At 36.3% G+C, this 22,697-nt stretch carries 14 protein-coding genes; 1 reads left to right on the top strand and 13 read right to left on the bottom strand.

Going from position 1 to position 22,697, the window contains the following annotated elements; translation table 11 throughout:
- Positions 1-252: 252 nt before the first annotated feature.
- The 10 genes from ACIQZI_RS20220 to zwf form a co-directional block, all read right to left on the bottom strand.
- Positions 253-2,697, bottom strand: coding sequence for an FAD-dependent oxidoreductase (locus tag ACIQZI_RS20220; protein ID WP_403076567.1), 2,445 nt, complete (start codon positions 2,695-2,697; stop codon positions 253-255).
- A gap of 927 nt (positions 2,698-3,624) precedes the next feature.
- Positions 3,625-4,293 carry a TetR/AcrR family transcriptional regulator gene (locus ACIQZI_RS20215; RefSeq protein ID WP_403076564.1) on the bottom strand — a complete coding sequence of 223 codons (669 nt, stop codon included), beginning with the start codon at positions 4,291-4,293 and terminating at the stop codon, positions 3,625-3,627.
- Between the two features lie 316 nt (positions 4,294-4,609).
- Complete coding sequence (locus ACIQZI_RS20210) at positions 4,610-6,136, bottom strand: glycine betaine uptake BCCT transporter (protein ID WP_403076561.1); 1,527 nt, start codon at positions 6,134-6,136, stop codon at positions 4,610-4,612.
- Positions 6,137-7,280: 1,144 nt separating this feature from the next.
- Complete coding sequence (locus tag ACIQZI_RS20205; protein WP_062186866.1) at positions 7,281-7,460, bottom strand: IDEAL domain-containing protein; 180 nt, start codon at positions 7,458-7,460, stop codon at positions 7,281-7,283.
- Positions 7,461-8,312: 852 nt separating this feature from the next.
- Positions 8,313-9,677 (bottom strand): ethanolamine permease, encoded by a 1,365-nt coding sequence (gene eat / locus ACIQZI_RS20200; protein ID WP_403076558.1) that lies wholly within the window; start codon positions 9,675-9,677, stop codon positions 8,313-8,315.
- Between the two features lie 519 nt (positions 9,678-10,196).
- Entirely contained in the window at positions 10,197-10,775 is a 579-nt protein-coding gene (locus ACIQZI_RS20195) for a hypothetical protein (protein WP_403076555.1), read from the bottom strand.
- A gap of 281 nt (positions 10,776-11,056) precedes the next feature.
- On the bottom strand, positions 11,057-11,704 hold the full coding sequence (hxlA, locus tag ACIQZI_RS20190) for a 3-hexulose-6-phosphate synthase (protein WP_062186860.1): 648 nt from the start codon (positions 11,702-11,704) through the stop codon (positions 11,057-11,059).
- Positions 11,705-11,847: 143 nt separating this feature from the next.
- Positions 11,848-11,979, bottom strand: a complete 132-nt coding sequence (locus ACIQZI_RS20185) for a GapA-binding peptide SR1P (RefSeq protein WP_157279684.1) — start codon at positions 11,977-11,979, stop codon at positions 11,848-11,850.
- Between the two features lie 1,069 nt (positions 11,980-13,048).
- Positions 13,049-14,080, bottom strand: coding sequence for a glyceraldehyde-3-phosphate dehydrogenase (locus ACIQZI_RS20180; RefSeq protein ID WP_403076551.1), 1,032 nt, complete (start codon positions 14,078-14,080; stop codon positions 13,049-13,051).
- A 233-nt stretch (positions 14,081-14,313) separates the two neighbouring features.
- Complete coding sequence (zwf, locus tag ACIQZI_RS20175; protein ID WP_403076816.1) at positions 14,314-15,774, bottom strand: glucose-6-phosphate dehydrogenase; 1,461 nt, start codon at positions 15,772-15,774, stop codon at positions 14,314-14,316.
- A 260-nt stretch (positions 15,775-16,034) separates the two neighbouring features.
- Here zwf and ACIQZI_RS20170 point away from each other — a divergent pair, with 260 nt between their 5' ends.
- Positions 16,035-16,412, top strand: a complete 378-nt coding sequence (locus tag ACIQZI_RS20170) for a winged helix-turn-helix transcriptional regulator (protein ID WP_172796909.1) — start codon at positions 16,035-16,037, stop codon at positions 16,410-16,412.
- A 244-nt stretch (positions 16,413-16,656) separates the two neighbouring features.
- Here the strand turns inward: ACIQZI_RS20170 and ACIQZI_RS20165 are convergent, their stop codons facing one another.
- From ACIQZI_RS20165 to ACIQZI_RS20155, 3 genes are all read right to left on the bottom strand, one after another.
- Complete coding sequence (locus ACIQZI_RS20165; RefSeq protein ID WP_483878426.1) at positions 16,657-18,645, bottom strand: PAS domain S-box protein; 1,989 nt, start codon at positions 18,643-18,645, stop codon at positions 16,657-16,659.
- 88 nt (positions 18,646-18,733) lie between these two features.
- Positions 18,734-19,576 carry a CheR family methyltransferase gene (locus tag ACIQZI_RS20160; protein ID WP_403076542.1) on the bottom strand — a complete coding sequence of 281 codons (843 nt, stop codon included), beginning with the start codon at positions 19,574-19,576 and terminating at the stop codon, positions 18,734-18,736.
- 38 nt (positions 19,577-19,614) lie between these two features.
- Complete coding sequence (locus ACIQZI_RS20155; protein WP_403076539.1) at positions 19,615-22,371, bottom strand: response regulator; 2,757 nt, start codon at positions 22,369-22,371, stop codon at positions 19,615-19,617.
- Positions 22,372-22,697 lie beyond the last annotated feature (326 nt).

Raw genomic sequence — 22,697 nt, 5'->3', positions numbered from 1 at the left:
ATTATTCCTCCTTTAGTCTTTTGAAAAGTTAACGAAACTATGTGGGAGCTTCCTTATAAATTCACAAAAATACATAACGCTACAGGCTGAATAATTCAATGGGATGATTTGTTTTACCACTTATCATCAGATCTGCTAATTGCTTCTACAACACTAGTAAATGTAAATCGATCCCTGCTGTACTACTTATCGTTCCAAATCGATCATCATGACATCATAATGTGTTCCCCTGTATAATTAGTTATCCTGACCTTATTGATGAGCAATCACAGCTGGCTTTGTCATCATTTTAGCTGTGTAACATTGTCCAAAGTATTCAATACTTAATTTGCCCTCTCTATTTACCGCTTCAGGTGATAACAGCGCATACACGATCCCCTTGCCTATGCTGTATTTATACCCAGCACTTGTCACAAATCCGACAACCTTTCCTTCATCTACTACCGGTTCATGCCCCATCACAACCATGGACGGATCATCTAGTAATAGTGTCGTTAACAATAACTTAGGCCCCTTTTCCTTACGATCTATCAATGCTTGTTTCCCAATAAATGTTGGTTTCGCAAGGTCAACCATATGATCGAGTCCTACTTCATATGGGTCATGTTCACTCCAGTAATCTTTCCCACTTCTTAATGAAAGGGATTCAATCCGTATGCTTTCAAGGGCCCGGTCACCTACAGGTACAAGCTGATATCGGTGGCCCGCTTCAAATAGTGCATCCCATAGCTGTAATCCTTGATCGAAAGTGGTGAAAAACTCCCATCTATCTGTACCTGCATAGGTATCGCATACAGCGAGGACTGGAGCATTTCCGATAAATACGTCTTTGGCTTGGCCAACCTCCCATTCACTACTGTCAAAAGTCTTTGGATCAAGAGCTTGCATCATCTCACTCGCTTTAGCACCTATGACACCTAGACCACACATTCCCGATGTTACATCTTGAATCACAACCTGGCTCGATATGGATACGTGTTTTTTCATCCAACTTGCTTCCACTGCTCCTGTACAAAGAACAAAGAACGTGGAGGCTTTTGTACGAATCACCTTTATTTCATCTTTTATCCCTGCTAATTCATGTAACATCAATGTACTTGTCACATGTCCAATCGGAATATCCATATTACTTGTGGTCAATTGTTGTAAAAACGCAAGCGCTCCTTCGCCACTAATTTCCAACCGCTTTTTCGCAGCTGTTGCGTCATAAAGCCCAACATGTTGCTGTAAATGAAGCTGTTCCACCTCAATAATCGGTGACCAATATTGGGCGGACCAGCCTTTTCGCTTCAAGATGGTATTTTCATAGTTTGCAACAAGCGAATCATTGGCTTCATACCATTGTGGCTGCTCCCAGCCAGATTTTTCGTTAAAATAAGCCCCTGCTGTTTTTTGCCGCATATAATATGGACTTACACGCATATCACGCGATGTTTCCGGCGGCATAAATGGATGGTGAACGTCATATACTTTTTCATAATTTTCAATCGAGCGCTTTTTATAATAAGCCGGGCTTTGTCCGTAGGTGTCAAAACGATTAATATCACATAATTCTAAATCCACAGTTGGCGCGCCATTGACAATCCATTCAGCCATTTGTTTACCAACGCCAGCAGAATGGGTGACCCAAATCGCTTCTGCTACCCAAAACCCTCGTACTTTCTGTGATTCACCGAGTAATGGCATCCCATCCGGTGTAAACGAAAAGATCCCATTTATTCCCCGTTTCACACCTGCTTGTTTCAACCCAGGAATGAGTCTTTTGGCATCTTGCCAAGGCTTTTCAAAAAAATCTTCCGGCGTAAATGGCTTTACAGATGGCATTTCTTTTGCTTCTCCATATTTTGAAATGTCACTCACTTCAACTGGCAGTGGGCGATGTTGATAGGAACCAATCCCGATCCCATTGAATACTTGACGAAAATACATGGCATTATCTTGATCACGGATCAGCGGGGCTGTTACTTCTTCTGATTCGCCAGCTAGTTCTTGTAAATCATTCGAAAATACATATTGATGAGCAATTGGTTGAAGGGGAATCGTGACGCCTACCATTTCCCCAATCCGAGGTCCCCAAAATCCGGCACAGCAAATAATCAAGTCAGCCTCGAATCTTCCAGCACTTGTTTCAACTGCTTTTACTTGACCATCCACAACTTCGACACCGGTCACTTCTGCGTGTCCGTAGAACTTCGTCCCACAGGATTCAGCAAACTTCGCCATTGTGTCAACTGCATGAAGGGGTTTAGCAATTCCATCTGACGGTACATACAGTCCACCTAAAATGTTATCTGGGTTAATGAGTGCGCATTTTTCCACACATTCTTCTGGTGTAAGAACAAATGCCTCCATCCCCCACGATTTTCCTACTCCTGCTTTTCGTTTCAAATCGTCTAATCGGTCCTTTGTATTGGCAACTTCAAGACTTCCTACGGAATAGAAAGATGGTTGTCCTGCATGACTCAACTCTTTAAAAGCCTCCACCGTTTGATTCGCTAATGTTGTCAGAACTTTGGAAAAGCCAAGTTGAAACACAAGTCCTGGTGCATGCGAAGTGGAGCCCCCTGTTTCAAATAATGGACCTTGTTCAATCACCGTAATGTCTCGTAGCCCCATTTTGCTTAAATAATAAGCGATACTACAGCCAACAACACCAGCACCAATGATGACCATTTTCTTTTTCTCCATCCCCTGCATCCCGCTCCCCCTGGATCATCTATAGTACATATTGTTGTGATCCTTCTTATTTTTTATGGAAATCAATTCAACCCCTATCTACAATTATTCCATTATAATCAGTAGATTGTGAGTGGCTCTCAAGCCTTAAAGGTTATAAAATGTTAGCGTTTACAATTATTAGAGTTAAAAGTCTAGGGTAATTTTTTGCGCTCCTTTTTATAAAGGGACTCTTCTAAATTCATCAGCCTCATTTCGTAATCATGATTAATTTATAATTATGATATCAACTTCTATCAATATTGTAAATGATAATTTTTATAACTTTTTAAAAATTATAAAAATTAAATATGATTACTTTTTTAATATATTGTAATCTTGATTGACTATTGCTAAAAATCCACGAAAGAGGTTTGTATATGCCGACTAAAAGTCGAGAAAAAATTAGGGACATGTGGAAAGAGTCCCTTGTATCATTTCACTGTTTATTTGATTTTAGGAGATTTTTATATGATTGGGTATTTTCGTCAATGTTCTTTTGGCAGACTTAACTGGAGGTTTTTTTATATTGACAAGATGAGGATTGGATGAGTGTTTTGGGGAGTAGTGGAACGAATCGTACAGTATACATCATCACCTTTGGGATAAGGGGATACAGTGGGATCTGCAAATAGAGCGATGATGTACACTTTTTTTCACTGGGGATTGTACCTTAGGGCGTCTATACATTTCTTGGTCTATGCTTCACTTTTTCCGATATCGTAAAAGTTTACTGGGATTAATTAGCTCCATTTTTTATCCCATTCTTGGTAATTGGATTATAGTTCTCGTATCAATAGGATTCTTAGTAAGTGGCAACTTAGAAACATTGCAATCAGTATTTCCGTTTGCTATCCACATAAACAAGTCAACAAATCACAATCATTCGAAACAAGAAGTTGATATGAGTTATCCAATTAAAGGTGTAGTATTACGAATATGATTGACCGTTATTTCTGTTGCTTCTTCAACTGTATAGATCGTTCTGTTATTGACGAACATCGTAAGCATCCCTTGCCAGATTAAATAATGACATTCTGCGATTCCCTCAGCATGCGTTTCTTGAATGTATCCTTCTTTGATACACTGTTTAAGGGAGATAAATGTTCGTTTAGATTGATCAGATTCTATAAGCATAAGCTTTAAATCATCATCAGCTAAAAATGCTAATAAATCTGTTGGGGAATAATCATAATACTTTTCCATATTGACCGGATGAGTACCTAAATCAGCCGAAAATACAGCATAGTAGATTTTTGGCGATTCAAAAGAAAATTTACAAAAGCATTCCCAAATCAAAAAATATCTTTCTAAAGGGGTTTTCGCTTTCTCAATATATTGTGGTAAAGCATCCGTATATTTTTTTACCATACTCATAGAAGCAAAGAAATTTAGATGGGATAAGTCTTCAAAGTAGTTATAAATGGTTGCACTATTATAACCGGCTATATCGGCGACCTTCCTTATTGTAACCTTATCAATCCCTTCTTTTTCGATAATATCAGCAGCTGCGTTAATAAAGTAAGACATCATACGGACCGTTTGCTTTTCCTTGTTTTTTTCCGTTTGTTTTTTCAATCTTTAACACCCCAAAATCACGATAATTAATTTTGAGTGTAACATAAAATAACTGATTCGCAAAAAACTTCAAGTCATTTGCAATGAATCTCTAAATCTAGAGCATACTTTTATTATTTTACGAATTCTTAAAATAGATGGCTTTCACCCAGAGTTCAATCCTCTGTAGGCTCAACAGAGGAGGATTGAACTTTGGGTGTTGAAATCTTCATGAACGTTACATTTTTCACTAGCTTCAGCTTTGTCGTGCGTAAGTCTACTCTACGGTATTCATAAAACGTAGATTTTCTATCATTCTTTCCCATAGGTCCGCTCATTATGAAATTTTTTCTTTAGGTTCTGAGATTTTATCTTCTTTTACCTCATTCTTTAATCCTTTATATAGAGACCAACACATGAAAACCATAATAATTGCAAAAGGGAATGCAACTGCAATAGAGGCCGTTTGAAGTACCTCTAAGCCCCCTGCTAAAAGTAATACAGCGGCAACCATTGACTGGATAATCCCCCAAGTAATTTTAATTCTATTCGAGGGATTTAAATTACCACTTTCACTAAGCATACCCAACACAAAAGTTGATGAATCAGCTACTGTTATATAATAAATAATCACCACTGCAAAGCCTATGATGTTTAACACAGAACTTGCTGGAAGATAATCAAAGAAACGAAACATTGATAAATCCACATTTGAAATAACTTGTTGTGCCAATTCCTTTTGACCTAAGTTATGGATCAGATGGAGAGCTGATCCTCCAAAGATCGACAGCCAAACAAACGTACCAAGTGCAGGGACAAACAAAACGCCTATTACAAACTCCCTGATCGTTCTTCCTTTCGATATTCTGGCAATAAACAGGCCTACAAAAGGGGCCCATGCAATCCACCATGCCCAATAGAATAAGGTCCAACTGCCATTCCATTTGTTGTCACCAAAAGGTTTTGCGTTTAAACTCATACTGATGAAATCATCTACATATCCGCCCATCGTATTAAAAAATACTTTAAAAATCGTAAAAGTAGGGCCCATGACTAAAACTAATAACATAATCAAAAACGATAGGACCATAGCAGTATTAGATAAGTATTGAATCCCCCTTTCTAATCCAGTGGATATCGAGATTAAGTACAGAATGGTTGCGACTACGATAACTGTGATTTGAATAGCAAGTGTATTTGGAATGTTAAATAGGGAATGAAGCCCACCTGAAACTTGCATTGCGCCTAAACCAAGTGAAGTAGCTATGCCAAAGACTGTGGCAAAAACAGCCAGGATATCTATTGTTTTTCCAATCGGACCATGAATTTTGTCTTTTAAAAGAGGGTAAAATGCAGAACTCACTAATGCGGGTAATTGTTTGTTAAATTGGAAAAAAGCAAGAGCTAAACCAATAACGGTGTAGATCGCCCAGGGGTGAAAACCCCAATGGAAAAATGAATACTTTAACGCTACATTAGCTGCTGCTTCTGTATAACCTTCTCCAGTAGGAGGGCTCGTATAATGAAATACAGGCTCTGCAACACTCCAAAAGAGAATGCCTACTCCCGTACCGGCAGCAAATAACATAGCCAACCAAGATATTGTTTTGAATTCTGGCTTGTCCGTTTTCTTTCCCAACCTAATATGACCATATTTAGACAACAATAAATAAACAGAAAATAAGACAAAGAACAGAGCTGCACTAAGATAAACCCACCCAAAATACTCAATGGTACCATCGAAAATGATATCGGTAATAGCTGAGAGACTCTCTGTAAAAAAAATACCCCAAATAATAAATGCGACCGTTAGTAGAACTGAAACATAAAATACAATATTTGCGTTTTTTCCTTTTTTACTCAAATTAACTCCTCCTTTACTTTTAAAAGTGGTTCATGAGTATTGGTTGTACGCGTTATGCTTGTATTTTCAATGAATAGATCCATAAGGTTAGCCAGGGATTTAAGGCTAATTTTAGAATACAATAGATTGATTGAAAAATGAGACAACATAAAGTCGTCATCGTATAAAGCCATCCAAGAATTCAATTATTTTTGTCACAAGCACTTAAAAAGACACGACTCTTTGTTTTAGCGAATTAATATGAAAATGAACCACAGGATGCAATCTCTAGTGAAAACACGCCACATAAAACAACATTTCGCTAATCGCAATGAAGCTACAAAAACCACATTATTCTTTCATTTTACGGAAACATCCCCTCCCCATTTTTATAAATGGATTTACCACCTAAATTGAAAACGCTTCCAAAAAAATCTTTCCTAGTAATCAAGATGTTAGCATATTAACTAAAGGACATTTCAAACAAAAATTTTGGAATGACTAATTACAAATACAGTCCCTTTCTACCTGGCTCTTCATGCTTAATTCTAATTATTTTCAAACTTGGGGTGCTCTCCTTTTTATAATCATGATTATCTAATTATTGTGATTAATTATAGTAGCATTTCCGAAGAATGTAAATACAAAATCGCTAATTAAAAAGAATATTCTGAATCACAATAATATTACTTATATTTTTTTGTGGAGTTGTTGCATATCTACCAAGTCGATGCTACGGTAGTCGTGATTATTTCTTGGAGCTCTTTCATTTAAATAAGAATTCGGTTCCGAACGGAGAATGCATGGTTGCCGATCACATAAGAGATTGCCCTAGATTTTTTGGCGTTTCAAAACCCGTTGCGATGAGCAGCAACCATTTACGCAAAAAATGCAGTGAGGATTGACTGCCTCACTGCATTTTCCATATCTCTTACCTCTTCAACTGTTGGATTGAAATAACATTTAATAACAAGCGTTATATATATTGCATATACGACTAATCGGGCTCTACATAGGAATGGATTGGTTTTTTAAACTGTTCATTTTATCAGGTACAGGTGAGCGACCCCTTCCTACTTATTGAGCTAACGCCCTACACATTCCTTGAAGAAGGGGACTTCTATTATTATTTGTTGAATTTTTACAATTAGTTGTATCAACTGTATTAATTCATATTTTTTAATTCTTCCGTTAATCGTATGAATTCTTCCTTATTTCGGGTTTTCAATGAGTGATCGATTGCCTTTTCTAGTTTCTCTTTTCGGAAATCACGAATGGCTTTGTCTAATACCATCTCAGCAGTCACTTCGGGCTCTAACGGGGTTCTAGGCAATTGCTTTTCCATATGCAATCAAGCTCCCTTCACCTTTTTCTATTCTACCTCTTAGTTACGCATAGCATAGATTATTAGTTTTTTATCGAAACGAGTGGATACACGGTGTTCGTAGGAATCCTCCACTTCAAATTTTCCATAGAAAATTAAATGAAGGTCATTCAAACTTTAGGTTTGATGGCGAACTGTGATTCACAAACCTCAGAACCCCAACCTGTTACAATGGATACTTTACCCTCTAATTCACCTGTAATATAACTCCTTTTAACATAATGATAACGCTTACAGATGTATTTGACAACTAACATGCTTACAAATTTCACACGTACTTTATATCGAACCCCCATTCGGTTCTTTTTCTGTTAGAAGTTGAATCTTCCTCGTCACAGCGCTGTCGATTGCCTCTTCTTATTCAGACTCATCTAAAATAAGTATGATTAAATTATTGGCATATATAATTAAGATCATTAATTCAATACGCCTTTCATGTAAATGTAGATAACAATTTTTTTATAGTCATGTTTATTTCCCCCTCTTATTGATTTTTTATTCCTATTCTTATATTCTCCGAGTTATCACACTTATATACCCATAAAGTATCAATATACGATTTTCCTTTTTAAAAGCATCTAGTAAACTCTTATATTTCTTGTAAAGTACTTCTTGCATACAAAATAGCATCTATCCATACTTGAAGACGGGATAGATGCTTTAGTAAAACGTATAGAATAGGATGTGACTATCCAACTGGTCCTTGATGCCGGTGGATACATCGCTGCCACAATTATTTCAAAAAGGCGGTTAGCCTTCAAACCCAAATACATGATCTTTTTCTAGGGTATGCGGTATCTTCTTTTTCACTTTTTACTTAGCCTCTACTTCTACATCTGCTGCTACTTCTTCCATAGCAAATCGTTCTTCTGGAGCATTTTTATTGATACGATACCTTGCCCAGACAAAGTAATAAATCACGGCTACTGTGAAAATGGCTACGTTAATAAAGAAGAAGGTAGGATCTTTAAAGATGCTGGAAAACAAAGCAATAATGCTTATGATAATAGAGATAATTGGTACTACTGGATAAAATGGTGCTTTATAGGGGCGTGCAAGATTCGGTTCTTTTTTACGCAGAATCATGAGTGATACATTCATCATAACGTATGATACCAATGCCCCAAACGTGGCAATTAATATTAATCGATCTGGATTAAACATTAGTACAAAGACGAAACCTATTACCCCTGGCACAAGAATCGCCATATAAGGAGTACGGCGTTTTTCGCTTAATTTCGCTAAAAATTTAGGAAAGTAACCAGCTCTCGCTAAAGCGAATGTTTGTCTTGAATAAGCCAAGATCGCTCCTGCTAAGCTTGATAGCATCCCGAAAAGACCGACTACAGAAAGGACACTAATTAACCATGAATTTTTATCAACACCGTTAGCAATTGCATAAGAGAGAGGGTTTGCTTCTGTAGACGTACCCGCAGATCCTCCAAGACCTACAGTGACCGTGACTACAAGGACAGCAAGGATAACAAGTGTAAAAATAGCCCTCATAATACCTTTAGGCATGTCTTTAACGGGATTACGACATTCTTCTGATAACATCGGTAACATCTCCATACAGATGTACAACCACATGGCATAAGGTAGAGCTGCCCAAATACCAGCAATCCCCCCAGGAATAAGGTCTCCCCCAAATAACTTCTCAGCACTAATATGTGGCATCCCATAAAAAGAGAATAGTAGGACAACACCTACAGATATCGTAACAAGAATCATTTCAATTGTTGCATATTCATTCACACCCAATATGTGTACAATAAAGAAAAATACATATAGAACTGCGGCAGCAAGAATAGGATGGATTTCAGGAATTAGAAAATTCACGTAATAACCAGCACCCGAGGTAAACACCGCTGTCCCTACGGCAAACTCCAAAGTAACACCCACACCCGTTATAAATCCGGCTAAAGGCCCCATTGCTCTCCGTGTAAAAGCGTAGGCTCCCCCTGCGTGAGGCATCGTTGTCGATAACTCCGAAAGTGACAAACACAGCGTCACATACATTACACCGATTATAGCAGTAGCAATTAACATGCCGACATAACCAGATTCAGCTAAGCCATAATTCCACCCAAAATAGGAACCTGAAATTACGATACCTACTCCTAATCCCCATATTTGTATCGGCCCTAAGACTTTCTTTAATTCCAAATTATCACTCATAAAAAGACCCCCATATATTAGTTTCTATAAATTGTCCAAAATAGCCATTTCCAAGAATGATTTTTTACTGAATTACCGGAAATAGGTGGATATTTATAGTGAGTATTTGAAAACAGCCTATAAAACACTATCTGATACCATCATTTAGCCTTTAAATATCACAATTATATGAAGATTTTTATAAAGTTTGGTTGATTGGAATCAGTAAAAAATCCCTAAAAATCACACATAATCAAAACTGGTTAAACAAGTTCAGAACATATTAAGCGATGCTTCTTCGATTTAGATCCAATTATCCTCGATTAAATAAGGCCATCATTATGTGGTGTTTAGAAATAAACTCAGCTCAATGTAATTTAATATTCAGAATTTCATTACATTAGATGAGCGTTAATAGGTAACTATTACATTATGATAATTTCCGCCACATACATTATAAATATTTAATTTACAAAAATCCCAAATTTTCGTGCCCGTATTCCGTTTTCTTCACTAGGTTCTCTATCGATGAAATTTTAATCATTTATGGTGGTGAAGATGTTCTTCTTGAACATTAGAATCGCTAAGTACAGGCTTTGTTTCGAGTTGCGCAAAAGTAAGTATAATGACGGTAGAAATAACTAATGTTACGATCCATGAAACAGTACGGGGATAAAAAGAAATGGATTCTTTAACACGTTTTAATTCAGAATTGATTAAGAGAATGATGAATAGAACACCGATCATAAAAAGAACATCTGTGAATACCAGCATGAGTACATAACGATCGGAAGGCAACATTTCTCCTAGCATCGCTCCCATCATTCCACCCATTAGTCCAGCTGCAGTTCCTTCCACAAGGGTAAGAAGGTTAATGGCTCTTCCTGCTATAATTCCCACTACAATACTTAAACTCATCGCTATAATAGTAGAAAGTGTTAAGTCCCCTTTTAATGCGATTCCCGCAATTAAGCCGATCACTAAACCACTAGCCATCACTAATACCATGACAACCGTCATACCTGTCATATTTTTCAACTTGTCTTTATGCTTATAAATATTTATGATACAGATAATTGTATAAATGATTACTAGTAACGTACTTATCACTAGTAACATAAGCATCCCCCCTGTTGAGAATTGGACTGGCAATTTCTAAAAAAAAGTCTACCAAACAAAAGATATCTTCATTTCCAAATTAATAGGATAAATCATTTAATTTGGAACGTTTTAATTTGTTAAGTAGTCGTCATTTGACAGCGCATACATTTTGTTAGTAACACCAGTTACGGACTCTTTAGATCCAACGTACCGTTCTATCAATCTTTCCACTTGATAGGCAGTGATTCAGTTTAACTGTTTCACACATTTAGCTGCATATTGAATCATCTACGCTGGCATTACCCTTGGCTAACTAAGCCTTGTTTCACTAATCTTTGCATCTGAGCTGCAACATCTTTTTTATCTTCTTGTCCAGTAATACCACCACCTACTATGACAAGGTCAGGCTCTGCTTGAATGACTTCTGGCAGTGTATTTAATTTAATGCCTCCTGCTACTGCTGTCTTCGCATTTTTCACAATCCGTTTAATAATTTGTAGTTGTTCAAATGAGTTTTCTCCGACTGCTTGAAGATCATAACCGGTGTGTACACAAATATAATCTACACCAAGTGCATCAATTTCATATGTTCGCTTTTTAATATCCTTTACATTAATCATATCTACAAGGATTTTTGTCCCATGTTTTTTAGCTTCCTCTACTGCGCCTATGATTGTGGCATCATCCGTCGCACCAAGAACCGTAATGATATCAGCACCCGCTTCAGATGCTTTCATGACTTCATACCCACCTGCATCCATAATCTTCAAGTCTGCTAATACTGTCAGTTTAGGAAATGCCTCTTTCATTTCTTTTACAGCTCGTAAGCCTTCATTAATAATAACCGGTGTCCCGATTTCTACAACATCAATAGATCTCTCTACTTCCCTCACTAACTTGATTGCTTCTGGGATGTTGACAAGGTCTAATGCTAATTGAAGTTCCATGAATTCTTCCCCCCTTATTATTTTTTATGAGTCAATTGTTCTATGACTCATTATAGTTCTTAATTTTCTGAAAATGAAGTATGCACTTTTTTATCATATAGTATATGAAATATACTTTAAAAGAGAAAATATTTTATCTATCGTTATTGTCCACCATCTACTCTTTTAGAGACATCTTCTAGACATGTACCACATTGTGAATAATGAATACTTACCTTTACACCCTCATAGTTTTCAATGATTTCATTGCAGTTTTTACAAATAATTGTTCCCATATGCTTGGCTCCTTTCAATAACAAATTTTTAAAATAACATGCTTACTTTCGTTCTATTTAAATAGTTTTTAACCATCATTTACCAAAAATACTTTTGTCGGATATTGTATTTGAATATTCGTTTACTCCTTTGTTCCATACAAATGGCCAGTATCTTAAGCCTCATATTCCTAGCAATTAGCTCCATCATCGCTAATTAAAAGACAAGTTAACTAATTTGTAGTCCTTCTCCAGATATTTGTGAAATGACTAGTAATCGAGTTCATCCCTTTATTTCTGACTGCGATTGACGTTGAACATCAATTTTTATTTCTTGGAATTCACTTTTTCCACACACATAGCATATTGTCACTTTCGTATAAAGAGTTTTGCAATGAATACAATATTTCTTCTCCATGGTAGCATTCTCCTGTTCTATATTTAAATAATCAAAACAAAAAAGAAAGCGCTTACTATATTCTGATCTTATATACTACAAAAAAGGTCAATTAAGTAGATTGTACAAAGCTTCTAATCTCCTTCATATAGTATAACTATGTTGCATTCTAGTCTTCGCTCCTACTTTAGTAACTGATATCATATTTCCAAAGTTGGTTCACAAACGAGATGGACTCCGATATCCACTTTGGGTTCTTTTCCTATTCTTTGCTTATCGTCACTATAAAGCGTGGGTGCATCTTCCATTTCCCCTTCACAACAATCTGTTCACTCACATCATTAACATTCATTCGATTGAAGATGGTTTCTGTACCAGTTCATTTATTCGAGCTATAACATATTTAATATTTAGGATAATCCGTGTACTAATCATTATAACTCGTATAATATCAATAAGTAAGTACGCACTTTATTATCATATAGTATCTAAAGTTATAATGTAGGTGATAAATTTGACGGGACATATTGACAAGAAGGCACAGGGACTCGCTATTATTGGCACCGATCAACAACTGTATATGTTCCCCGTTTTCTCACATTCTAATTCCACGAGCAAATTAACGTATAAGAAATGACGAGTCAGTCCTCGCTGGGGCAAGAACTGACAATAATATCATTCTTTTCTTTTATCCTACCCGACCTTAATTTGGGATAAAATTTTCAATTCCTTCGCAATAATTTTTACAAGCTCCACGACTCTGTTTGAATATCCCCATTCATTATCGTACCATGCTAGCACCTTCACTTTTCTATCTCCAATCACCATCGTAGATAGTCCATCAATAATAGCTGAATGGGGATTTGAATTAAAGTCAATAGAAACCAGCGGTTCGGTCGTGTACTCCAAAATCCCATGTAAAGAGCCATTTGCAGCAGATTGAAAGGCATCATTGATATCATTCATCGTTACGTCCTGTCTCAGGTCGACGACGATATCCACAAGTGACACATTGGGAGTAGGGACACGAAGCGCGATACCATGCATTTTGCCCTTTAATTGCGGCAACACAAGAGAAAGTGCTTTCGCGGCACCGGTCGTCGTTGGGATAATGCTCTGGCCGCAGGCACGGGCACGACGTAAATCTTTATGAGGATTATCAAGATTTTTTTGGTCATTTGTATACGAATGAACGGTCGTCATTAATCCATTTTCAATACCAAATTGTTCATCCAGTACCTTTACTACAGGAGCAAGGCAATTCGTGGTACACGAAGCATTTGAGATGATAAAATGCTTATCAATTTCTAAATCATGCTCGTTAACACCCATGACTATGGTCACATCTGCATTTTCCCCTGGAGCCGTTAAAATGACTTTCTTAGCCCCTGCATCCAGATGAAAAGCGGCTTTCTCCCTCGAATTAAATTTCCCTGTGGCTTCAACAACGATATCTATATCAAGTTGTTCCCAAGGTAAACTTCTCGGATCCATACTGCTTAATAACTGAATGCGGTGCCCATTTACAATTAAGGCTTGATCGCAAGAAACCACATCTCCCTCGAATTTACCATGGCTAGTATCATATTTTATTAAGTGAGCTAAAGTTTCAGCAGGATAGTTTGCGTTGATTGCTACTACATCAAGAGTTTCATCCAAGATTGCTTTACGGAACACGAGTCTACCGATTCTCCCAAAACCATTGATGGCTACTCTTGCCCTCATTTCTCGTTCCCTCCCGACATCAAATATTTTCAAATATCCATCACATTTAACACAAACATACATTCCATTCCCTACCACGGTTATATACCCATTAAACTGAAAAACTTCCACTATACATCTAAGGGATATCACAACATCTACGTTCAAGTTGTATTTCTTCTATGTCGCACTTGTAATCGGAGTTCACTCCGTCGGTAATTTATTTTAGTGTTTTTTCTAACAGCGTTGGTTACCTACCACCATTTGAATCCGTCCTCTTGTAATAATTGTTCAGATGCTTCTGGACCCATGGAACCTGACGGATATAAATGAAGCGGAAGATTATTTTCCTCAAATGCCTCTAAGATAGGTTCCGCCCATTTCCAAGATAGCTCAACCTCTTTCCATTGAACAAAAAAAGTGGAATCCCCATGCAGAGCATCAGATAACAGGAGCTCGTAAGCTTCTGGCATACTTTTTTTGTTAGCCAAAAACCTCCCTGTAACAGACTCATTTTTTCCATGGTTTAATGGATTTCTACTATTGAATTGTATGGAAATTCCTTCGTTCGGACCGATTTCAATAATTAGGAGATTTGGAGCTGTTTCTTCGTTTTTTTCCTGATATAAATCTTTTATTGGATTTTTAAATTCAATCACGATTCTTGTAGACTTCTCCTTCATCCTTTTGCCTGTTCGTATATAAAACGGAACTCCACTCCAAAAAGGATCATCAATCCACAAACGAGCAGCAATAAATGTATCATTCATTGAGGTACCCTCAATGCTAGGTTCATCTGTGTAGGCTGGAACTAGTTCTCCGTTCATATACCCTTTTTCGTATTGGCCGCGAACCACATCCCTCACTACTTCGGCCTTCAGTAATGGCCTAAGGAATTCCATGACTTTTCTCTTCTTATTACGAATTTCGTTTGCGCTGATCCGTGTTGGTTGCTGCATGGCCGTCATCATGACGAGTTGCAACATATGATTCTGGACCATATCACGAATCGCCCCTACTTGGTCATAGTATCCGGCCCTCTCTTCTACACCAACAGTTTCACTTGCCGTGATTTGTACATTAGCAATATGTTTATTATTCCATAATGATTGAAACATAGGATTTGCAAACTTGATAGATTCCATATTTTGGACCATTGGCTTTCCAAGATAATGATCAATCAGATAAATTTCATCTACTTCAAATGCTTCGCTTAGCTTTGTAATTAATGCTTGAGCTGATTTCAAATCGTGTCCAAATGGTTTCTCAATGACAAGACGCTTCCATCCTTTAATGGACCCTAATCCACTTTTTTTTATGTTCTGAGAAATCACATCAAAGAACTCTGGTGCGACAGATAAATAAAACAGCCGATTTTCAGGGATCCCCAACTCTTCTTCGCGTTCCTGCACCATGCCAAGTACCTGCTTATACCCGTCATGATCTGTAACATCCAACGAACTATAACGAAATGCACTTAGAAACTCACTCATTTTGGAAGCGTCCTCATTTTTTAACCGCTTAGAAAATGTTTGCAATGATTTTTCTACATGCATTTGAAATGTTTGATCAGACCACTCTCTTCTTCCTAAGCCTACAATTGTAAAGGATTTAGGCATTTTTCCATCTAAAAATAAATGAAATAAAGACGGGTAAATTTTTCGTTTAGCTAAATCTCCTGTTGCTCCAAACAAAACAAATGTCAACGAATCCAATTCCAATGGATTTAAAGTTTTAAAAGCATTTTCATCTACATTGATATCACGCGGAACCGCTACACCATTCATGCTATTCCCTCCCGTTTTTTAGCAAAACCCTTATATTTTTACATATGATTGAATGTACTGACTATAAATTTATTGTGAACCCTTCTAAAAATTATTATAATATTCGAACACTTTAATTGTAAGTACGCACTTTTTTATTATATAGTATAGAAAAGCACACTATTGTTCAGGTTATTCAATCCAATTATATGGAGGGAAAACAATTGAGACATCCTATTGACAAGACGTTTAACTGCGAGAAGGAATTAACACTATCAATCATTAGCGGTAAATGGAAAATGCTAATTATGTGGCATCTTGGGAAAGAGGGAACGAAGCGGTTTGGTGAATTAAAATCTATGATGCCAGGTATTACACAACGAATGCTTGTAAGTCAACTACGGGATCTTGAAGATGATCTCGTCGTGAACCGTGAAGTATTTCCCGTAGTTCCACCGAAAGTAGAATATTCACTAACCGAAAGAGGAGAAAGTCTCTTACCTATCCTTGATTCTATGTATGAATGGGGAAAAGATTATATAGAGACATGTTTGACAAACCAACCTGAGAAAACTAAATCCATGTAGAAACGCAAATAATGTAAGGGTTTTCAAGTGTTGATTCCCTCTCAATAATAGTAGACTTGATTAAGTTCAAAAAGAAAATGAAAGGTTTTACTAAAACAGGCTACTTAAAAGAAAAAATGAACGATTCCTCGTTCATTTTTTCTCTTAGCCAATCATCTTAAATGATCCAACCATAGCTCATATGAAAAGTACCATCGTATAATAGCAAATATTTTCATCATATTTTTCTAGAATTACCCGTCTGCTAGTTAATTACACTAATTCTTTCCTGTTGGTTGAATCGTATAAAAAAGACGGTTCCTTCCTCACTTGTTTTTAAATCAATGACCGCATTATGACGATTAGCAATACTATAACAGATTGCTAATCCCAGTCCTGTTCCCGTGTCTTTCGTTGTAAAGAAAGGAGTTCCGATTTCTTGAAGTAATTCCGTCTTTATTCCACACCCTTCATCATGCACTTCCAAAACAACCTCTTGATCTTCCATATACGTTTTTATTATTAGGATTCCTCCTGACTCCATTGCATCTAGACCATTTAAAGATAAATTCAAAATTAACTGGCTTATTTCCTTTTCATCTAGAAATAATTCAGGGCATTCGTTCAACTGAAGCAGGATTGTCTTACCCGTCCGTAAAGCCTCTGCCTGTATCAAGGGATAGAGTGCTTCAATAATTGGATTAAGGGGTTGAGGTGTTTTATAACTTACCTTATTTTTAGCTAAATTAAGATATTCAGTAATAATCGAATTAGCTCGATTTAGTTCTGCCAACATTAAATCAATATATTTAATGCTTAAATGTTCAGGATCGCCTTTTGACAATTCTAAAAACCCTCGGACTGTAGTCATGGGATTTCTAATTTCATGAGCAATACCAGCAGCCATAACTCCAATTAAATTCAAACGATCTAAACGAGCCATCTCATTTTCAAGTCGAACACGCTCCGTAATATCTGTAATCACTCTAAGAATACAAGTTTCTCCTTGAATTTCAATAATCTCCGTTGATAACAACCCTTCACGAACTTCACCAGACTTTGTCTGATATTGAATTTTTGCATTTTTAATACTCTTTTGGGTTTCCAAACTATGAATCTCTTCATTAATGGAATTTTCCGTAAGGTGTAAGATTGGGCTGTTTTGATGCATCACTTCTTTATAACTATAGCCAGTATTGTTTAACCATATTGGATTTACATTTATATATCTCCCATCTGTTAATGAGCGAATCTCAATCAAACAAGGACTTGATTCAAAAATTTTATAAAAATGTTCCTGTGAGAGGCGGAGATCTTCTTCGATTTTTTTTCGCTCTTCAATTTCTTTTCGGAGCTGCTCATTGGCGATCATTAGTTTCTGCGTTCTTTTTTCTACCAATTTTTCAAGAATCGTATACTGTTGTTTTTTTTCACTATCCGCTTTTTTCCGTGCCGTGATATCACGAATCGATAGGACATAAATATGTTCTTCATCTATTGTCGCTTCACCAATTTGAACATCAACGGGAAACGCCCCTCCTTTTTTGTGAGATGCAATGGCTTCAAGAAGTTGCCCTTTACTCTTCCGAAGAGCTTCCATTTGCAAAGGGGTAGATTCCTCATTAGGATACTTCACTTCAGGTAAAAGATTAATGACATGTTGCCCTAGTAATTCCTCCATAGAATAACCAAACATATCTTTTACAGCAGGATTGACTGATAAAATATAACCATGTACATCAAACGTAATAATCGTATCTAATAATGTTTCACCAATCACTCTAGCTAGTGCTTCATTTTTTCGTAAATCAAAAGTTGTACGTTCTAGTTGTTCATTAACGACTTGAAGCTCAGACCGACGACGTAAATCACTTTGAAGTTTCATTCTGTCATGATTTTGATAAATTTTTACAAACTCTTGCACTTTCATTTTTAACGTTTCAGGATGAAAAGGTTTAAAGATATAGTCAACCGCACCAAGGCTATAACCGCGCAGAACATGCTCTGTCGTTTGATTAATCGCCGTTATAAAAATAATCGAGATATACTTCGATTTTTCTCTTTCTTTAATGAGTTTAGCCGTTTCAAACCCATCTAACCCAGGCATCTGCACATCTAATAAAATGACAGCGAAGTCCTGTTTAAGCACACATTTTAATGCTTCCTCACCAGATCTTGCACTTACCAGATTATATTCAGAGGAGTTAAGCACAGCTTCCAAGGCTAATAAGTTTTTGGGATAATCATCAACCATTAAAATATTCACTTTTTGACTCGTTGTCTCGTTACTTGTCGTTTCAATTTCATGAATATCTAATGTATGGACTTGATTTGAAAAAAATTTATTGGATCCTTCGGTATAGTTTTTCAAGCGTATCAATCTCCTCATAATAGTTTGCAATGCTCGTAAATTTAATCGCTTCTTTACTGCCTAAACCAAGAATTCCAGATAAGCCTAAACTTTCATGAAGGAGATTGTATACTCTTTTTTGAAGCACTTTATCAAAATAAATCATGACATTCCGGCAGATAATCACATGAAATTCATTAAATGATCGGTCGGTCACTAAATTATGTTGTGCAAAGACCACGTTTTTCGTTAGGTATGAATGGAATATAGCATTTTCATGTTGCACTTTATAATACTCTGAAAAAGCTTTCGTCCCTCCTGACGCAAGATAATTCTTCGTATATAATTGCATTTTATGTAGCGGAAATTTCCCTTCCTTCCCAACATCTAAAACGTTTTCATTCATATCCGTCGCGTAAATCCTCGTTTTTTCATATAGTCCTTCTTCATGTAAAAGAATGGCCATCGAATAAACTTCTTCTCCAGTCGAACAACCTGCATGCCAAATACGAATATAAGGATAGTCCCTTAAAAAAGGGACTACTTTTTTTCGAAATGATAAAAAAAAACTTGGATCCCGAAACATCTCTGTCACATTAATAGAGAAATCATCAAGCAAGCGATTCATAACGAATGGATCATGAAAAATTTTCTCCTGTAAACCTGATATGCTTGCGATTTTCTCTTCACGTATGCGATTCCAAATTCTACGATTTAAGAACGGTAAGGTATAGTTTCTAAAATCAAACCCATAGTAGCGGTAAATCCCTTCTAGTAATAAATCAATCTCAATTTCTTCCAATTCATTATGGACCTTATATCTATTATTATTCATCTTTTGTCATTACTCCTTACATCACAGCAAACTCCCACCTATCTGTATAGCCATACCCTCATGATTGAAATAAGTTGCTCCAAATTTACCGGTTTACTAATATAATCAGATGCTCCCGCCTCAATACATTGATTTCGGTCATATTTCATTGCTTTTGCTGTAAGGGCAATAATAGGAAGACTTTGAAATTTGGGAATTTGACGGATAAATTGAATCGCTTCAAACCCATCCATCTCAGGCATCATAATATCCATTAGAATCAGGTCAACGTCTGAATTATTTTGTAAAGTTGCAATTCCTTCTCTGCCATTTTCCGCAAATATCACCTCAACATGATAACTCTCCAGAGCCGTTGTTAAGGCAAATATATTACGCATATCGTCATCCACGACTAGTACTTTCTTCCCTTCTAGCAACGCTTTTCTTTCATGTAACTGTTTACGTGCTTCTTCGGTATGCAGTGGAGGCACAACAGGAGTGATACGTCCAAGTCTAGGGTCCTCCAAAAGACCTGTGGCTACCTCTGCTTCAGAAAGTGATATTACCGATTTGTTCAAGTTTTTATTATTAGGCAAATATAAAGTAAATGTGCTGCCATTACCTTCTATACTTTCAACTTCAATAAAACCACCTAATAAGCGGGAAATTTCCTGACTAATGGAAAGTCCTAACCCCGTTCCTCCATATTTGCGGTTGATTGTTCCATCTGCTTGTTTAAAAGCATCAAAAATAATAGCATGATTTTCTGATGGAATCCCAATTCCAGTATCCTTAACAGAAAATGCAAGTTCTATATCTGAAAGGAGGAAATCACTCTGTTTTGAAAACATTCCTTTTTCAACTTTTTGAATGGTTAAGGAAACTGTACCATGATTGGTAAACTTAAATGCATTTGATAATAAATTATTCAAAATTTGCTGTAAACGATGTGTATCAGTATGAATATATATTGGCAAATTAGAAGCCATTTGAATGTTGAATTGAATATTTTTCTTACGTGCGACGGGCATAAATTGTGATTCAACAAATTTCTTCACGTCACTAAGGTTTACCTCATTCATCGTTATTTCCATTTTTCCCGCTTCCACTTTTGATATATCTAAAATGTCATTGATTAGATGTAGTAAATCATTTCCGGACGAAAAGATTGTATCCGCATAATTCACCTGTTTTGCTGTAAGATTTCCATCGACATTTTCTGCTAGCATTTGAGCTAGAATTAGCAAACTATTAAGTGGCGTTCTCAGCTCATGGGACATATTGGCAAGAAATTCCGATTTATATTGTGAACTAAGGGATAACTGTTGTGCTTTTTCTTCTAGAATACTTTGTACATTCTCCAATTCTCTCGTTTTCTTTTCAGCATTTTCATATTGCGTTTCGATTTGTTCATTAACGATTCTTAATTCCTCTTGCTGTGATTGAAGCTCTTCAGATTGACTCTGTAATTCTTCCGTCAATGCCTGCGACTCTTGAAGAAGCCTTTCTACCTGCATATGCCTTATAATACTTTGAATGTTGATACCAAGATTCTTTATGACCTCTTTTAGCAACAGTTGTTCTAAATGACTAAAAGATTGAAAGGATGCTAATTCAATAACAGACAATACCTCTCCCTGATATTCCACTGGTATAATGAGTACTTCTGATGGTGATGCCATACCCGTACCAGAAGTAATCTTAATATAGTTACTAGGAACTTGGTTAAGCACGATCATTCGGTTCTCTAATGCGCACTGTCCAACAAGTCCCTCCCCTAAACGAAAGGTATCTGTTCCTATTTTCTGCTGATTATAAGCATAGGCAGCAATTTTTTGAAAAACATCCTCATCTCCTATGCTCCGTTTTATATAGAAAATACCGTAATTCGCCCCTATAATCGGCGTGAGTTTTGTAATGAACATATTTCCTAAAGTCTCTAGGTCGTCTATTCCAGAGTACATGGTAGCGAATTCAGCCACTTTTGTTTTTAACCAGCTCTGCTCTTCAGTAGCATTTTTTAACTCTTTTTCATGAAGTGTATGCTCTTCAAGTGCTTGAGCCATTTCATTAAATGAGACCGCAATTTTCCCAATTTCATCTTTCGTTGTCATATTAATACGCGGTAATTTTTCCAAACTATTAAAATTCACTTCATCCATGACAGAACTGACCTTGTTTAGTCTTCTTGTGACATTCCACAAAATCCAACTTAGTAATGCGCTGCCCATGAAGTAATCTAGAATGATATATAGTTTAGTAACTTTCGTAGTTTGAGTATAATTTTTGAGAGATTGGTTTAATTCTTTTTTCGTTCTTTCCTTTTGCGCAGTTTGTAGTTGATTAGAAAGACCAATCATTGTCTCTCCAGCTTCTCTCCCCTGATCCCAGTAAAGTTGAGTTACTTCCTCTTTTTTATCTTCTTTTAATAGTATATCCATTTCTTTATCTATTTCAGAATATTTTTTTATACTAGTATTTAATTGCTTTACGATTTCTTGCGATTCTCTGCTTCCATCCAACTCTTGGTGGGCATCTATTGCTTTATTTACATTTTGGAGGGCATGATCCCGTTTTTTTGTAAATTGTTCTGTAAATTCACTAGGTGGATTGGCAAACAATTCTCTAGATTCTTTGCTGTAAACATTCAATCCCTCCTGTATAGATTGAGTCAAATTAAGTATCCTGTAGCTTTTTATATAATTTCTAATATCCTGTTCATAGTTATTCATACTAGTCCAGTGGTAAACACTAAATATCGCATATATCCCATAAATAATACCAAAACATGTAATGACCTGTGTTTTGAATTTCATATAATCCTCGTTCCTATCGATTATTTTACATTTCTCTAGAATACCATTTGCTAATGAATAGAAGATTGTTTTCTTATTACCTAGTAATTAATATAATAAAGTCAATTATAATAATATTCAAACTATTAATTTAGCTATATCAAATAATTCTAAATTACTAAGACTTTCTAATTAATGATCTTAAAACAAATTGTATATCCTACACTTTGTGAATCTGAATAATCTTAACCCGAGTATATTTTTCTATACTATATAATAAAAAAGTGCGTACTTACAATTTAGACTTTTCACCATTATACTACTAGTAAGACAATTCTAAATAAATG

Source organism: Peribacillus sp. NPDC096379, assembly GCF_044762875.1.
In the GTDB taxonomy this organism is placed as follows: domain Bacteria; phylum Bacillota; class Bacilli; order Bacillales; family DSM-1321; genus Peribacillus.
The sequence above is the reverse complement of the archived record's forward strand: the minus strand, read 5'-3'. Positions and strand labels throughout refer to the sequence as shown.

What these genes read in the sequence shown, in the direction of transcription:
- ACIQZI_RS20220 (WP_403076567.1), bottom strand. Translation starts at nt 2,697, where the DNA reads ATGCAGGGGATGGAGAAAAAGAAAATGGTCATCATTGGTGCTGGTGTT.
- ACIQZI_RS20205 (WP_062186866.1), bottom strand. Translation starts at nt 7,460, where the DNA reads ATGGAAAAGCAATTGCCTAGAACCCCGTTAGAGCCCGAAGTGACTGCT.
- eat (WP_403076558.1), bottom strand. Translation starts at nt 9,677, where the DNA reads ATGAGTGATAATTTGGAATTAAAGAAAGTCTTAGGGCCGATACAAATA.
- ACIQZI_RS20195 (WP_403076555.1), bottom strand. Translation starts at nt 10,775, where the DNA reads ATGTTACTAGTGATAAGTACGTTACTAGTAATCATTTATACAATTATC.
- hxlA (WP_062186860.1), bottom strand. Translation starts at nt 11,704, where the DNA reads ATGGAACTTCAATTAGCATTAGACCTTGTCAACATCCCAGAAGCAATC.
- ACIQZI_RS20185 (WP_157279684.1), bottom strand. Translation starts at nt 11,979, where the DNA reads ATGGGAACAATTATTTGTAAAAACTGCAATGAAATCATTGAAAACTAT.
- ACIQZI_RS20180 (WP_403076551.1), bottom strand. Translation starts at nt 14,080, where the DNA reads ATGAGGGCAAGAGTAGCCATCAATGGTTTTGGGAGAATCGGTAGACTC.
- ACIQZI_RS20170 (WP_172796909.1), top strand. Translation starts at nt 16,035, where the DNA reads ATGGAGGGAAAACAATTGAGACATCCTATTGACAAGACGTTTAACTGC.
- ACIQZI_RS20165 (WP_483878426.1), bottom strand. Translation starts at nt 18,645, where the DNA reads ATGGTTGATGATTATCCCAAAAACTTATTAGCCTTGGAAGCTGTGCTT.
- ACIQZI_RS20160 (WP_403076542.1), bottom strand. Translation starts at nt 19,576, where the DNA reads ATGAATAATAATAGATATAAGGTCCATAATGAATTGGAAGAAATTGAG.
- ACIQZI_RS20155 (WP_403076539.1), bottom strand. Translation starts at nt 22,371, where the DNA reads ATGAAATTCAAAACACAGGTCATTACATGTTTTGGTATTATTTATGGG.